Source organism: Sphingomonas sp. SAFR-052 (genome assembly GCF_051965015.1).
Classification (GTDB): domain Bacteria; phylum Pseudomonadota; class Alphaproteobacteria; order Sphingomonadales; family Sphingomonadaceae; genus Sphingomonas.
In genome coordinates, this window is sequence record NZ_JBQCMO010000006.1 from 64,757 (window position 1) to 79,280 (window position 14,524).

Genomic DNA, 14,524 nt, shown 5'->3' on the forward strand with positions numbered 1-14,524 from the left:
GGCCGGATGGACGGTGTTATCGAGAAGACGATCGTCAAACGTTTTCTGCAGAACCGGCGACCGACCGGAGCCCGCCTCGATCGCTCTCTCAGGTCCGGCAGTAACGCCAGCCGGATCATTTTCTGCGCCTCCCGCGCCATTTACCCACGTACTGAAGGTCTGGACGGCGGGATCAGACAGGTTCATCAACAATCCAATCAAAAGGATGCAGGGCGGAACACCCGCATCGTTGCAGGTGACGACCCCTCCAAGGTGGCAGTATGTTGAAATTAAGAATGAAGCGGCTTGCAGAGCAAGGCAGTCGCAACGATAAGCGCGCTGCTGCTATTGAAGCAGCGATCATAGCTCTCGACAACGATGACCTACTCGATCTGGCGGACATCTTCGAGGCGAAAGCCGAAAATCCGATAAAGGAAATTGCTAGATTCGAGATGGCCAAGCGGGGAATCAGCCTCTGATCGCTTCAGGGGTTGATCGAGTGCGTTGAACCGCGGCTACGTACGTCTAGGTGAACACGCCCGCAAGATACTGAAACTGGATGTAAATGCATGACTGAGATGATTAACACGATCGAACTTGCGACCGAATTGACGGTGGCATGGCTTGGCAATTCGAACACACGTGCGGCGACGGACGACGTGCTGGCGTTCCTGCAGGCGATGCACGAAACCCTCGTCAAGCTCGAGACGCCTGATGCTGGGCCGGCGGAAACCGAAGTCGAGACCGACCAGCACGCGCCGGCCGTTTCAGCACGCAAGTCGCTGGCGTCACCCGACTACATTCTCTCAATGATCGACGGTAAGCCGTACCGGACGCTGCGCCGCCACCTCTCAAGTCATGGGCTGACGCCGGACGAGTACCGGCAGCGGTACAATCTGAAAGCCGATTACCCGATGGTCGCTCCTTCCTACAGCGAAACCCGCCGAACAATGGCGAATAAGATCGGTCTTGGCCGGCGGGCACGTGCCAAAGCAACCGAGGAATAATGTAGCATTGTGGAGCAGAGGGGACCAACCGGGCCTTCCCGACCTGCTAGATTGATCGTGCAATGGGCGCACGGAACGCGCCAACGCCGTAGCCGCCCTGAGGGAGAAGCGCAGCGAAATTCCGGCCGCGTGGACGCGCTTCAGGGCAGCCTCGTCAAGGGCTGATCGATCTCGACCACGTCCACAGTAGGATCCTCCTTTTCTATCCCGAGGCCGAGCTGGACGAGATCGAGGCTAAGCCGATGCCGCGCAAGCGTGAGCGGTCGGCCGCCTTGCGGTGGCCTTAGCCTTCGGGCCGAGGGATTCCGGTCGGAGGTGCGGATCTTCGACGTCATCACCCGGCATGGGGTGTCGAGCAGCCTGATCCACACGTGGCGCAGGCAACTGCTTGAAGGCAAACTGGCGGGCGTCGTAGTTTCGTTGCCGGCATCTGCCGAGGTACCGGTTGCAGCCCCGGTCGCGCCGACGTCCCAGATGGCACGATGTCCACCAGGGTTGATCCATATCGAACATCGTCCTGGGCGCGTGTATGTGTGGAAGCCACGGAGGCACGCGTGCCGAAACAGGCGGTTCCAATAAGCTGTGTCCCCAGCGGATTGCGTATTAGCAAGCGAAGGGAAAAGGCGAAATGCCGCCGGTCCTACCCGGCCGCGCCGGCGTTAACGTCCGTTCCGGCCGACGCCAGTCTATGCCCTCCAGAATTATCGGCAATTCCGCCGGCGTCAGCGTCCGCCGTGCCCATTGCTGTCACCGGCTCGATGAAACGACCCGGTCCAGACGCTTGGAAAACAGGCACAGAACCCCATCGAAACAAAGCAGCTTGACCAGACGACCGCGCTCCTTCTGAACGTGAGCAGCGCTCCGAAGTGCAAGTTCTGTTCCAGCCTCGACAGCATCCTTGTCGCCGAGGCCACAGGCGTTCACCAGTCGCCCGTTTCGTGGACGCGAAACGGGCAGTTGAAGCGCGTGACCGGAAAGGTCTAGGCGCTGCTCGAATATGCGAAATCTCGCGTTGACGAAGAGGAGCGTGCGGCAGCGGCAGCAGCGTAGATCGAAGCGGATCTGGCAATCGCGCCTGTGCAATCGATCGTAGGCCATTTCCGCGGTTCCGCCGGACTGGAATCGTCGTTAGATCGACCTCTTGGTTGAAGGATGCCGATGGCAGGTTCGAGACTGGGTCGAACCCTAACTGAACGAGGCTTACGATCCTCGGCATATCGTAGAATAGTTCGTCGTGCAGCAGCATGCGCAGCGGCTGCGCAGGCAGGGTCCGCTGCGGCGCGAGCCCGCAAGGGATCCGCCGGGTTGACAGGCTGCTGGTTCCGCCGCGCTAGCGCGTCATGGCACAGAACAGCGTATGGCTTCGGCCGCCCCGTCGGGATCATGACAAGGTTGTGCGCATTGGTCGAAGGGTAATCTGTTTCGTCAATACGCAGGTCCTACTAGACATCCTAACGTTGGCGGTCCGAGCATGCTTCATGACCCAATCGACGATCTGAACGCCACACCGGTAGCATCATGCGTCCTGCTGGCTTGAGGACACGTCCTCTGCCGCAGGACGGTATCGGTCACCGTCCCTTACCCTGATCCCTACGGGGGTCGCGTCCACCAGCGCCCCGGAGCGTTTTCGAAGCGCCCTGAGAAGCTCGCCCAGCGAGCGCCCTAAGGCTAGCTGCTAGCTTGCGATCAGCAGCTTCTGCCGAAGGCTGTCGACCGTTCGGGAGCGCCCTGCATGCGTCGAAGTATCTGTCATTACTGATCAATGCCTCGTTGCCAGAAGCGACGACCAGATCGATGGGCGACAGATTTGATGATTTCGTCAACCTTGACCAGCTTGGGCGCCCCATGCGACAGTCCAATCGTTGGGACTGGAAGAGTGCCTACCTTGCTCGAAGGCAAAATCGGAGAAAGGTTCGATGAACTGGAGCAACGATCAAGGTAGGCAATGTACCCACGACTGATGTGCTACAGTCGTTCTAGAATAGAAAAGGGTAGGGCGGCATGGTTGACGAACTCAGGGTTGAGCTTGCCTCGGTTCTAAGTCAAGTGCCTCAGTGGATACGGAATGATTTAGTTTCTGCGAAGTCGCTGGTGCGACAACGGGGCGAAGATGCGCTGGCTGCGATACTCGTCGCAACGCTTCGCAGGCGGGAATGGCCTCATATGATAGCACGGTATATCGAAGAGTAAAAATAATCTGTAATCCAATATTCTGGGAATGGTACGACCTGGAATTTTTACTATCATGATAACTATCGGCGCATTGCCAATAATTGCATATCTCATGGCGGTGAATATGCTTTCGAAGCGCACTGGCTCTGCTGAGATCGGTTGGTCGTTGAGTAGTATAGCGACAGTTGGTTTTGTCTCAGGTGGTCGTTTGCCAACCGGTTCTTGTTTGGTCGTTGTCGTGGCGTTATGAAGGTTCAGCAGGAGGGGCTTGCAACGGTCTTCGGGGTGGTTTCGGAATGAACGATAGTGCGTTCATTAAAAACATTGCATCGCTAGTGGATTGCAATCGGGACGCTCTGCAATCGTTACGAAGCATGAAGATAGAATCATCGACGACCGGCCGTGGATACGACATATCCAAGTCAGGCTACCGTTCTGAATTCATCTGCATTATGCTCGAAGGGTGGGCCGCCCGCTATTCCCTGCGATCGGATGGCTCCAGACGGATTACTGGCTTCCTGCTTCCTGGAGATTTCTGCGGCATACATGCTGTCTGCCAAAGCGCGATGGATCATTCGATTGGGGCGATCACTTCCTGTGTCGTTGGAAGAGTTCATGTCAACGTAGTGCAAAAAATCATCGATGATTACCCGGAAATCGGGCGGGCTTTTTGGCAGGCGAAGTTAAGGGACGAGATATCCTTGCGTGCTTGGTTAGTTGTCGCAGATGATGCTCTACATTCTATTTCATACTTACTATGCGAAATATTTGAAAAGTTAGGTGCGTTGAAACGAAAGCGAACCGACTTCGTTACCCTGCCAATCACCCAAACGCATATCGGAGATGCCCTTGGTCTGACTGCCGTGCATGTCAATCGTACACTTCGACGTATGCGCGAGATGGGTCTAATCGACACGAAAGGACGAGCGCTTCGCGTTCTGGATGTAGCGCGATTAAAGAACGTCGCGGGTTTCTAGCCTGGCTACCGATAGTTCTAGCCGTTGTAGCTAAACGACGTATTGACTAAGATCGCGTCTCTCATGAAGACCAGAAGGTGGCCGGTGGCTAACCGTCGAAGCGAAGCGGGATATCGGTCGCTCTCAATCCGGACGTCTTACGGAAAGCCACGTTTTCTTTAGCGTTGGTCCAAAGATACTGTCTTCGAAGCTGGCTGACCAGCCTGGCTTAGACGTTTCGTGTCAGCTGCCGTCTCGCCGGTAGGAGGAGAATTGAGGAAATAACCGTAGTCATGAACCGTGCAGGACGGAAACGTCCTAAACCCGAAGTTTCGAAAGAGGAAGGTGTCACGATTATCGGACGGGCAAGGGTGCTGGCCGGCCCCGACTTTGCGAAAGTACCATTCGGCGAACGTAGGAGACATTCCCCTTAGCGCAATCGAGCCAGCTGCCCAATCCCCCTAACGCGGCGCTTCGATGATCGCTCGTATGCGGGTGGCCAGCGCGTCGATTGCAAACGGTTTCGTGATCATTTCCATGCCAGGTTCGAGGAAGCCGTTGGCGATGGTGGCGTTCTCGGCATACCCTGTCATGAACAGGACTTTCAGATCAGGGCGGCGGTCCCGAGCGGCATCTGCAAGCTGGCGACCATTGAGGCCGGGTAGGCCAATGTCGGTTACAAGCAGGTCGATGCGAAGGTTGGAATGTAGCAGCTTCAGTCCCGAAGGCCCATCGATTGCCTCCATCGCCCGATATCCGAGCTCTTCCAGGACATCGACGACAAGCGCGCGGACCGCAGTCTCGTCCTCGACTACGAGCACGACCTCCCCATGCTCCGCGCGGTGCTCGTCGCCGAGCTGTACGGTGTGATCGTCGGCGTCCTCGCCTTCGCCGTAGAAGCGCGGCAGGTAGAGCTTGAACGTAGTCCCCTTTCCGAGCTCCGAGTAGATTTTGGCATAGCCTTCGGACTGACGCGCAAATCCATAGATCATCGACAGGCCAAGACCAGTGCCCTGACCGATCGGCTTGGTAGTGAAGAACGGTTCGAAAGCCTTCTGGATCGTGTCGGCAGTCATGCCTACGCCGGTATCAGTGACGCAGATACAGACATACTGACCGGGCTTAACCTCGCGTTGGCGAGCCGAATACGCATCGTCGAGATGCGCATTGCAGGTTTCAATAGTGAGGGTACCGCCTTCGGGCATGGCATCACGAGCGTTGATTGCCAGGTTCAGTATTGCACTTTCGAGCTGATGAGGATCGCACAGCGTCTGCCATAGCCCGCCAGCGGTTACCATCTCGAGCCGTACCGCCTCACCAATCGTCCGGCGCAGCAGTTCCTCCATGCCGGTCACCAGGCGGTTCGCGCTTGTAGGTTTCGGATCGAGCGGCTGGCGGCGCGAGAAGGCGAGCAGGCGGTGCGTCAATGCCGCCGCCCTGTTCGCGGAGGTGATCGCGGTCGTAGTGTAGCGTTCCATCTTGCTCATGTCGCCCTTGACGAACTGTCGCTGCATCATGTCGAGGGAACCGATTACGCCGGTGAGAAGATTGTTGAAGTCGTGCGCGATGCCGCCGGTCAGTTGGCCGACCGCCTCCATCTTCTGCGCCTGACGAAGCTGGTCCTGAGCCTGCTCGAGCTGGTCCTGCCGTTCCTTGTCCGCCGTCACGTCCCGACCGGACGCGTAGATGAGGTCGCTTTCGGGAGCGGCAACCCAAGAGATCCAGCGAAAGCTGCCATCCTTATGTCGGTACCGGTTCTCGTACACGGGCAACTCGCCCGCTGACGCCGTTTCAAGCGCGCCCCTGCTCGACGGATGCTCGTCCGGGTGTATGAAGTCCAGGTAGGAATGCCCGACCAGCTCTTCCGGCAACCAGCCGAGGATGTGTTTCCAAGCTGGATTGACTGCGCGAAAAATACCGTCCGTGCCAACTACGAGCAGAAGGTCGCGCGCGTTATCCCAGGTGCGATCGCGCTCGGCAATGGCTGCTTCAACCCGTCGTTCCAGCGTCTCGTTAAGCTGTAGCAGCGCATCCTCGGCAGCCTTGCGGTCCTGGATATCGGTCGACGCCCCGAACCAACGAGTAATCGCACCAGTCCGCTCGTCACGATATGGATCCGCGCGAACGAGGAACCAGCGATAAGCCCCATCAGCTCGGCGGATGCGATGCTCGACCTGAAAGATACTTCCAGTGCGTTGCGCCTCTTCGAAAGCCTCCACGGTACGTGCCGTATCATCGGGATGAACATAGCTATCCGCTAAATCCCCAGATGTTGCCGGGATATTCGGCACCCCTACGTAGTCGGCCCATTGCTTGTTGAAGAACTCCATCCGGCCCTGGGCGTCGGTGATCCAGACGATCTGAGGCACAGCGTCCGCCATTAGGCGAAACTGGGCCTCGCTCTGCCGTAGCCGCTCTTCGGCGCGTTTGCGTTCGCTGATGTCGATCGACGAGCCGACCAAGCCTACTACATCACCCTGTACGTTCCGAAACGGAGACTTGGTCGAGAGCCACGTCGCACGAGTGCCGTCAGGCAGGCTGACCGTTTCCTCGACGACTTCCGTCTGATTCTCGGACATGATTCGCCGATCGTTCGCCATTACCCCAGCTGCCTGTGCGGGATCGTCAAGAAACTCGTGATCGGTGCGACCGATAATTTGTGAAAGTGGCTTGCCGACCAGTTCCATGGTCCCACGGTTAGCGGCCAGCATCCGACCGTGCCGGTCCTTTGCGTATATCACGCCCGGAACCGAAGCCATCACCGCTTCGAGCAAGGCACTGGAGCGTCGTAGTGCGTCCTCGGCTTCACGCCTGTCGTCGATGTCGATGACGGAGCCTACATAGCCAAGATGCTTGCCGTCGGCACCGAAACGAGGACTCGCTACGTCCATTGCCCATCTGTAGACACCGTCGGCCCGGCGCAGACGATATTCGAGCCGGAACGGTAGCTTTGCCGCGGTTGCTTGAGAAAATGCTTCCTCGGCTGCTAGCTTGTCGTCCGGATGCGTGGCTTCCAGCCATCCATGGCCGAGCGCTTCCAACTCGTTCTGCCCGGTGAACTCGTACCAGCCCCGGTTGAGGTAGTTGCAGTAGCCTGTCTCGTCCGTCACCCACATCATTACGGGGGCGCTGTCGGCCATGTTGCGAAACCGTGCTTCACTATCGACGAGTTCGGCACGGGTTCGCGCGAGTTCCTCTGCCTGCGCACGCTGCATCGTTTCGTTTCGGGCGATCTTGAGGAAGCCTGCCGGCCTTTCGCCATCCACGACGATCGGGTGCGTCGAGCCGTTCATGAACACGCGCGAGCCATCTGCTCGCACATGCCAGCGCACGTCTGAGGCACAGCCGTCATTGAGAGCCTTGCCAGCTTCCAACGCGGGGATGTTGGCGGCCCGGTCTTCAGGCGTGAAAATGTCATCGAGCGGCCGTCCGATCGCTTCCATCTCCGACCATCCGAACGTCGCCTGCGCGCCGGCCGACCAGCTGGTAATGTGCCGATCTTCGTCGGTCGTCACGATGGCATAATCGTGCGCGCTGTTCAGAATCAGCCGCAGGCGCTGTTCGCTGGCCGCAGCAGCTTCAAACCGTCTGTTCCGCTCCTCTACCGCACGCCGCAGCTCCAGCTGCGCCATAACCTGCTTCGCGAGCACGCGCAGCGCTTCCTGCTGCAGGTCGGTCAGCTGCCGTGGACGGTAATCCAGCGCGCACAAAGTACCGATCGGTAGGCCGTCATCCGTTGTAAGGAGCGCTCCGGCGTAGAAGCGAATGTGAGGCTCGCCGACTACAAGTGGATTGGCCTCAAACCGGGGGTCCCGTGTCGCGTCCGGGACAAGAAGGAAATCCTTTTCCAGGATTGCCTTGGCACAGAACGAGCTGCCAAGGGGCGTCTCCCGTACACCTAGGCCTACCTCGGCTTTGAAGAACTGCCGGCCGTCGCCGATCATGTTGACGATCGCGATAGGTACGTCACAGAGCTTCGCTGCCAGTAAGGCGATCTCATCGAAAGAGGGCTCCCGCGGGGTGTCCAGCACGGCGTAGTCCGCCAGGGCGGCTAGTCGCTGCTTCTCGCGATCGTCCATCTCGTTCATTTCCAGGAATGTCCTTTGCCGGCACCTATGGGGTGAGGCGCAAATCGTCAGCGGTCGCCGGCGACCGGTGCTCATAACCGACGAGCCTCACTAAGAAAATCAGATTAAGCAGGCCGTTAACCGATGCCCAACCTGCAGCGTATACGGAGAGCCGATGCCCTTTATGAACACTTTGCCCGGAGAGGAGCTACGGCTAGAAGCGCTACGTGCGCTTGAGATACTCGACAGCTCTCCTGAAGCTGCTTTCGACGTTGTCGCTGCTGCGGCGCAGCATTTGTTCGGATGCAAGTTGGCATTCGTCTCGTTGATCGACGCCGACAGGCAGTGGTTCAAGGCGCGTTGCGGAATTGACGTAGACGAGACGGACCGGGGGACGTCGTTCTGCACTCACGCCGTTGCCGCCGACGAATTGCTTGTCATCCCCGACACCTTCGAGGACGAGCGCTTCTCCCAAAACCCCTTCGTGCTCGGACCGCCCTTCATTCGCTTCTATGCGGGTGTTCCGCTCCGTGTCGGAATACGCGGCACCGACGCACGATTGCCCGTTGGCACATTGTGCGTCGCCGATGACCGTCCTCAAAGTCCGTCGTCCGAGAAGCTCGCGTTGCTGAACGGCATGGCTCAGGTCGTCGAATCATTGCTGGAAACCCGCCGACTCAGTGGGGAAAGCCTGCGCCTCGCACTGGAGCGACAGGACGCGCTGGATGATGGCGCGCACTCAGCGACTGCTGCAGCACGCCGAACGCATGGCGCAGATTGGTTCCTGGCGCCTTGAGATCGCCACGGGTTACGTGCATTGGTCAGATCAGACCTACGCAATTCATGCGCTCGAGCCGGGCTCGAACGGGTTGCTCGCGACAGCACTCAGCTTCTACCCGGAACACGATCGCTCAAAGCTCGAAGTCGCGCTTCAGGAATGTATCGTGGACGGCAAGCCTTGGGATCTCGAACTGGATCTGACGGACGCTCAGGGGCGGCTCCGCCGAGTTCGGACGCTTGGCGAAATAGATCAACGAGGCGGCGAGTGCGTCGCGGTCATGGGAGTGATCCAAGATGTCACCAACCGCTATCAGTTCGAACGTCGCCTGCACGAGGTGGCCCGAACAGACGAGTTGACCGGGATTCCGACAAGACGTGCGTTCAACGAAGAACTCGAGCAGGCGCTGGATGCGGCGAACCAGAGCGGGGAATCGTTTGCGATCGTCATCGTAGATCTCGATCGATTCAAGGAGGTCAACGACCGGCTAGGACACCTGGCTGGCGACGAGGTATTGCGCGTAATGACGACCAAGCTGCAGTCGATCGAGTACCTAGGTCAGCACTTTATTGCGCGCCTGGGCGGTGACGAGTTTGTAGTGCTTCTAAGAGGTGATGCCGTCTTAGGTAAGCTTTCGGAGGGAATCAGTCGCCTCCTTTTGGACCTACGTCATTCGGTCGCCGCTGGCTCCAGCAGCATCCTGGTCACCGCAACCGTCGGGGCATGCACGTACGGTCCGAACCACACCGATCGAGCCGCGTTATTGAAGAGCGCCGACGACGCGCTGTACCGTGCGAAGGCACGTCGGCGTGGCACTGGTGCCATCGAAGGGCGGAACGAAGTCATTGAGCCGGTCATGCAGAACCAATTTGCCACTTCGCCGCTCGAAGTCCGAAAGATGACCTAAACGGCACTATGGGACCGAGTGTTGATTTCTGGAGCGAGCGGACGGGCTAATCGAAGAAGCATGTTCATTTCGTGCGGCCCGGCCTTCCAGGTTCAAACGCGCAACGTCGCTTTCGACCAATGTCGAGCCGACAAGCCAACGGACAAATACGTTGCCAAGTCGGCTCAACTCACGCTCGGGGAGGGGAGGGCGTAAGCGTGACGTGGAGACCGCGGATTATGCAGCTTGTGCGGTCGGCTGATGTGCCGGCGGCATCCAGTTCCAGGGCATGAGTTCATCCCATTGGCTGGCAGGCCAGTCTGCCGCGACTTTGGCGATGACGTCGGTGATATAGGTCTGCGGATCGACGCTGTTGGCCTTGCAGGTCTGGATGACGGTGTAGATGGCCGCGGCCCGCTCGCCGCCTGCGCGCGAACCGGCGAACAGCCAGTTGCGGCGTCCGACCGCGACACCGCGCAGCGCACGCTCCGCGATGTTGTTGTCGATCTCCAGACGGCCATCGTCGAGGAAGCGCGACAGCGCTGGCCAGCGCTGCTTGCCATAGGCGATGGCCCTTGCCATGTCGGACCTGGACGACAAGCGGCGCAAGCTGGCGTCGAGCACCTCGCGCAAGGCGTCGACCAGCGCTCGACTTTTCTCCTGTCGAACTCGACATCGCACGTCGGGTGGTTGGCCACGGACCTCGGCCTCGACAGCGTAAAGCGTGCCGATCCGCTCGAGGATATCGGTGGTCAGCGCCGTGGGTGACCGCTCGTGCAGGTCGAAGACCTTGCGCCGGAAATGCGCCCAGCACGCGACTTCGGTCACGCCGCTGCGATACAGTCCGTCATAACCGGCATAGGCATCGGCCTGAAGGAAACCGCGAAAGCCGGCGAGATGGGCCAGCGGATGCGCGGCCGTGCGGTCTGGCGTGAAGCGATACCAGGCCGCACGAGGTGCCGTGCCGCCGGATGCCCGGTCGTCGGCAGCGTAGACCCACAGCCGCCCGGTGGCGGTCTTGCCCCGGCCTGGGTCGAGCACCGGCACGGGCGTGTCGTCGACATGGATCTTGTCGGCCTTGAGGACTTCGTCGCGGATGCGGCTGACGATGGGGTCGAGGAGTGCTGCGGCCTGTCCGGTCCACCCCGCCAGCGTCGAGCGGTCGATGTCGAGCCCTTGTGCGGCCATCATCTCGGACTGACGGTAGAGCGGCAGATGGTGGTCGAACTTCGAGACGACGACGTGCGCCAGCGGGGCGAAGGTCGCCTTGCCCCGCGCAATGGCGCTGACCGGGGCGGACGCCTGGACGATCTTCTCGCATATCCGGCAACTGTATTTGGGGCGGACGTTGCGCACGACACGCCAGCGCACCGGCACGATGTCGAGCATCTCGTGCGCGTCGATACCCAGCGGGCGCAGCGCACCACCGCAATCCGGGCAGGTGCACGAACCCGACGCCGGCTCGTGGACGACCTCCTCGCGCGGCAGATGTCCGGGTAGACTGCGGACGGGCACGGGACGCGCCACCACGCCGGGGATGATTGCCTCGGGTACAGGCGCGTCGCGCTCCGTCTCGAGTTCTTCCAGCGCCAGTTCGAGTTGCTCGATCTCGCGGCCGAGCTTCTCGGACGAGGCGCCGAATTGCATCCGCCGCAGCCGCGCGATCTGTCCCCGCAGGGTCTCGATGAGCAGGTCGCGGGCGGCGAGTGCGGCATTGGCCCGGGCGAGCGAGGCCTTCAGCGCGGCAATCCGCGCGGCGGCATCAGCAGGGGAAACGGGCGCTTCCGACACCCCGTTTCCATAGCAGATTGCAGGGCGGTGAGCGAGGGAAAGTGGGGAAAAACCGCCGTTCTTACCCTGCAAGCGTTGGCGTGAACGTCCGCTCGGGCCGCCGCCAGTCGATGCCTTCCAGCAGCATCGACAATTGCGCGGGCGTCAGCGTTACCGTGCCGGTCGCGGTCACTGGCCAGACGAAACGGCCACGGTCGAGCCGCTTGGAAAACAGGCAAAGCCCCTGGCCGTCGAACCACAGCAGCTTGACCAGATGACCCCGCTTGCCCCGGAACGCGAACAGAGCCCCCGAATGCGGGTTCTGCGCCAGCACCTGCTGCACCAGCACCGCCAAGCCATCGAACCCCTTGCGCATGTCGGTCACCCCGCACGCCAGAAACACCCGCGTCGGTAGCGGCGTCGGGCTCATCGCAGCACCGACAGCACCCGTGTCAGCGCGCCTGCATCCACCGCGGCATCCACGCTCACCCGCACGCCGCCCGGCAGCTCGATATGGATGAACCCCGGTGAACATGGTGCCGGCTGCGGTGTCGGCGCGACCGGGGCGACAACCTGTACCTCGGCAAATACCGGCGACGAAGCTACGACGCCCGCCAGCTTGCCTTCACACAATTGCTTGCGCCACGTGTAGATCAGGCTGCTCGACACCTCGCGACGGGCGATGACATCGCAAACCCGCACCCCCGGCCGGAACGCCTCGGCCAGGATCTCCAGCTTCTCCGCGTCAGACCATCGCCGTCGACCCGACACCCGGCCGACCACCTCCATCCGACTGGTCATACGAGTGCTCGTATGACCAGTCGTAGAACCGTTAACTTCCCGCACCGCCCGCGCCCTCGTCAAAGGCGACAAGCATCCCTGCTACCGGCGCTACCGCAAGGTGGCCTGCTGACCACGCTTACGGGAGGGCCGCACCACCACGAGTTCGTGAGCTCGACGCCCCGGTGTAAAGGCTTACGGCATTGCGCAGATTACGGTGGACGAGAAAATCGGTTTGCGATGTGCTTTCCGCTAAGCCATCGCCGTTAAAAGGCGGTTTCGTCCTTCGGCCTTCGCGCGGTAAAGGGCAGCATCAGCAGCAGCAAGGGCGCTCGCCGCGGATCCGAATGGCGCAATCGGGGCGATACCGGCACTGACGGTCACTCGAACAGAAAGGCCCTCGCCGATAGCGGACTGCATCTCTTCGACATTCTTTCGAACGCGCTCGCAAACGGTTCTTGCTGCGTCAATATCACCGCGGATAACTGCGGCGAACTCTTCACCGCCAAGTCGTGCGACTAGATCCTCGGACCGAACCGTGGCGCGTAGTACGTTTGCAAAATCGCTCAGCACGCGGTCGCCGGCAGCGTGCCCGAAACGATCGTTTACTGCCTTGAAATGATCCAGATCGAAGATGACCACTGCGGCCGGTCCGACGATCGATGCTTCGAACCGGGAAGTCAGTGCGGCATCGAATGCCCGGCGATTGGCCACTCCCGTCAGGGGATCGGTCATGGCGGCGTCAGACAACCGTAGCTCGACTGCCTTGCGCTCGCTTACGTCACGGATGACTACGACAGCGCCGTTCGCGACCCCAGTTTCGTCAAGCATCGCTCGCGCGTGGCTTTCGAACCATCCTATTTCCCGGCCATCGATCGCTACGCGATAGTCAACGGTAAAGGTCCGGTCAGGATCGAGAATAACGTCGCGATGCACGGCGACTACCCTGTCGATGTCTTCGGAATGAATGATCTCATGCGGCATTCTGCCTATCAGCATCTCCGGAGAAAGCCCGAGAAGGGCGGTTGAAGATGACGAAACGAAACGGATGCGTCCTTGACGTTCCAGCGTCATGATGACGTCGCCTGACCGATCGAAGATAAGACGGTGAAGTACGGCCTGCTCCTGCAATGCTTCGAGCGTGCTCTTGCGGCTTTTCAGCGCGCCAGCGGCTGGGAGCACCATCAAGGTAGCTGAGGCTAGATAAAGTTGAAAAAACTGGGCGCGGAAGCCAGCGCTACCTTCCATCAACGCGATAGGACCAAGGCCGCGCAACGTAAGCACGCCGCCGACCGCAGCGATCAGGATCAGCGAAGCCACGGCGCCGAGCCGGCCGATCCGGAACACGAGCGTCATCATCGGTAGAAACGGAAGGAACAGTAGCGGGAAGCGCGTCTGGTAGAACACGGCAAACGAGACGCCTGCTAGGATAACGAGCAGAGTTGCGGTTTCGAAGCACTGAGCGCGTCCTGCTTGCCGGACCCAGCTTCCGATCTCTCCTCGTCTGAGGAGGAGGACGAAAGGCGCTATCGTCACCGCACCAAGCGCATGGCCCGAAGACCATGCGAGCCAGTTCGGCCAGAATGCTACGTCCGCGATAACCGTGGCGACTGCCGCGCCCGGGAAAGCCGTAAGGACTGGTAGGGCAACGCCGGCAACGGCGATCAGCAGTGCGATCTCGCTACTGGAAGCGAGCCCTCCAAAACTTGGGCTTACGCGCCGCAATAACCACGCGCCGAGCGTCGCCTCGACCATGTTGATCATCGCGAGGGGGAGGGCCGCCTGCAGTCCGAGGCCGAACAGCGAAGTCGCCATGAAGCTCGCCACGCCGCAGCAGCTGATGACCGTAGGCCAATGGCGTCGATCGGTCGCAACCAGCGCACCTAGTAGGAACCCGCCTGCAGCCCATAGGAACGCGACCCCGCCGCCGAACCGAGTGACGCTGACCGTGAGGCTGGCCGTGACGAAGTATGTAACCGCCAACGGTATCGCGATCCGAAGCTCACGATGGTTCACGCTATTGTTCTCACAGGCCATGGATCTTGAATAACGGTCTATTGGTAAAGTGGACGTTTACGTCACACAGGTGCGTCCAGCGGGGCGGGGACCGCCCTGCTTTCTTCCCGCGG

At 60.2% G+C, this 14,524-nt stretch carries 12 protein-coding genes; 6 read left to right on the forward strand and 6 right to left on the reverse strand.

Annotated elements, in window-relative coordinates; all coding sequences use genetic code 11:
* Positions 1-6: 6 nt before the first annotated feature.
* From ACTHQV_RS11710 to ACTHQV_RS11720, 3 genes are all read left to right on the forward strand, one after another.
* A complete protein-coding gene (locus tag ACTHQV_RS11710) occupies positions 7-267 on the forward strand; it encodes a hypothetical protein (protein ID WP_440490466.1) in 261 nt (86 codons plus the stop codon).
* An 8-nt stretch (positions 268-275) separates the two neighbouring features.
* Positions 276-458: a hypothetical protein gene (locus ACTHQV_RS11715; RefSeq protein ID WP_440490467.1), complete on the forward strand. Its 183-nt coding sequence runs from the start codon at positions 276-278 to the stop codon at positions 456-458.
* 90 nt (positions 459-548) lie between these two features.
* Complete coding sequence (locus tag ACTHQV_RS11720) at positions 549-986, forward strand: MucR family transcriptional regulator (protein WP_440490468.1); 438 nt, start codon at positions 549-551, stop codon at positions 984-986.
* A gap of 747 nt (positions 987-1,733) precedes the next feature.
* On the opposite strand, the gene ACTHQV_RS11725 is transcribed toward ACTHQV_RS11720, so the two are convergent.
* Positions 1,734-2,084 carry a hypothetical protein gene (locus ACTHQV_RS11725; protein WP_440490470.1) on the reverse strand — a complete coding sequence of 117 codons (351 nt, stop codon included), beginning with the start codon at positions 2,082-2,084 and terminating at the stop codon, positions 1,734-1,736.
* Positions 2,085-3,454: 1,370 nt separating this feature from the next.
* On the opposite strand from ACTHQV_RS11725, the gene ACTHQV_RS11730 reads away from it, so the two are divergent.
* Entirely contained in the window at positions 3,455-4,135 is a 681-nt protein-coding gene (locus tag ACTHQV_RS11730) for a Crp/Fnr family transcriptional regulator (RefSeq protein ID WP_440490471.1), read from the forward strand.
* A gap of 440 nt (positions 4,136-4,575) precedes the next feature.
* On the opposite strand, the gene ACTHQV_RS11735 is transcribed toward ACTHQV_RS11730, so the two are convergent.
* Positions 4,576-8,202 (reverse strand): PAS domain S-box protein, encoded by a 3,627-nt coding sequence (locus ACTHQV_RS11735; RefSeq protein WP_440490472.1) that lies wholly within the window; start codon positions 8,200-8,202, stop codon positions 4,576-4,578.
* 154 nt (positions 8,203-8,356) lie between these two features.
* Between ACTHQV_RS11735 and ACTHQV_RS11740 the strand changes: the two genes are divergently transcribed.
* Both ACTHQV_RS11740 and ACTHQV_RS11745 read left to right on the forward strand, forming a co-directional pair.
* Positions 8,357-8,977: a GAF domain-containing protein gene (locus ACTHQV_RS11740; RefSeq protein WP_440490474.1), complete on the forward strand. Its 621-nt coding sequence runs from the start codon at positions 8,357-8,359 to the stop codon at positions 8,975-8,977.
* The gene (locus ACTHQV_RS11745) at positions 8,907-9,866 is read left to right on the forward strand and encodes a diguanylate cyclase domain-containing protein (protein ID WP_440490475.1); all 960 of its coding nucleotides are present in this window, start codon (positions 8,907-8,909) and stop codon (positions 9,864-9,866) included. The genes ACTHQV_RS11740 and ACTHQV_RS11745 overlap by 71 nt, the downstream gene beginning before the upstream one ends.
* A 216-nt stretch (positions 9,867-10,082) precedes the next feature.
* Here ACTHQV_RS11745 and tnpC read toward each other — a convergent pair whose 3' ends face one another.
* The 4 genes from tnpC to ACTHQV_RS11765 form a co-directional block, all read right to left on the reverse strand.
* Positions 10,083-11,636, reverse strand: coding sequence for an IS66 family transposase (tnpC, locus tag ACTHQV_RS11750; RefSeq protein WP_440490477.1), 1,554 nt, complete (start codon positions 11,634-11,636; stop codon positions 10,083-10,085).
* Positions 11,637-11,697: 61 nt separating this feature from the next.
* Complete coding sequence (gene tnpB / locus ACTHQV_RS11755; RefSeq protein WP_025292355.1) at positions 11,698-12,045, reverse strand: IS66 family insertion sequence element accessory protein TnpB; 348 nt, start codon at positions 12,043-12,045, stop codon at positions 11,698-11,700.
* Positions 12,042-12,416 (reverse strand): IS66-like element accessory protein TnpA, encoded by a 375-nt coding sequence (gene tnpA, locus ACTHQV_RS11760; RefSeq protein ID WP_440490479.1) that lies wholly within the window; start codon positions 12,414-12,416, stop codon positions 12,042-12,044. The genes tnpB and tnpA overlap by 4 nt, the downstream gene beginning before the upstream one ends.
* A 231-nt stretch (positions 12,417-12,647) precedes the next feature.
* The gene (locus ACTHQV_RS11765) at positions 12,648-14,432 is read right to left on the reverse strand and encodes a diguanylate cyclase (RefSeq protein ID WP_440490481.1); all 1,785 of its coding nucleotides are present in this window, start codon (positions 14,430-14,432) and stop codon (positions 12,648-12,650) included.
* Positions 14,433-14,524 lie beyond the last annotated feature (92 nt).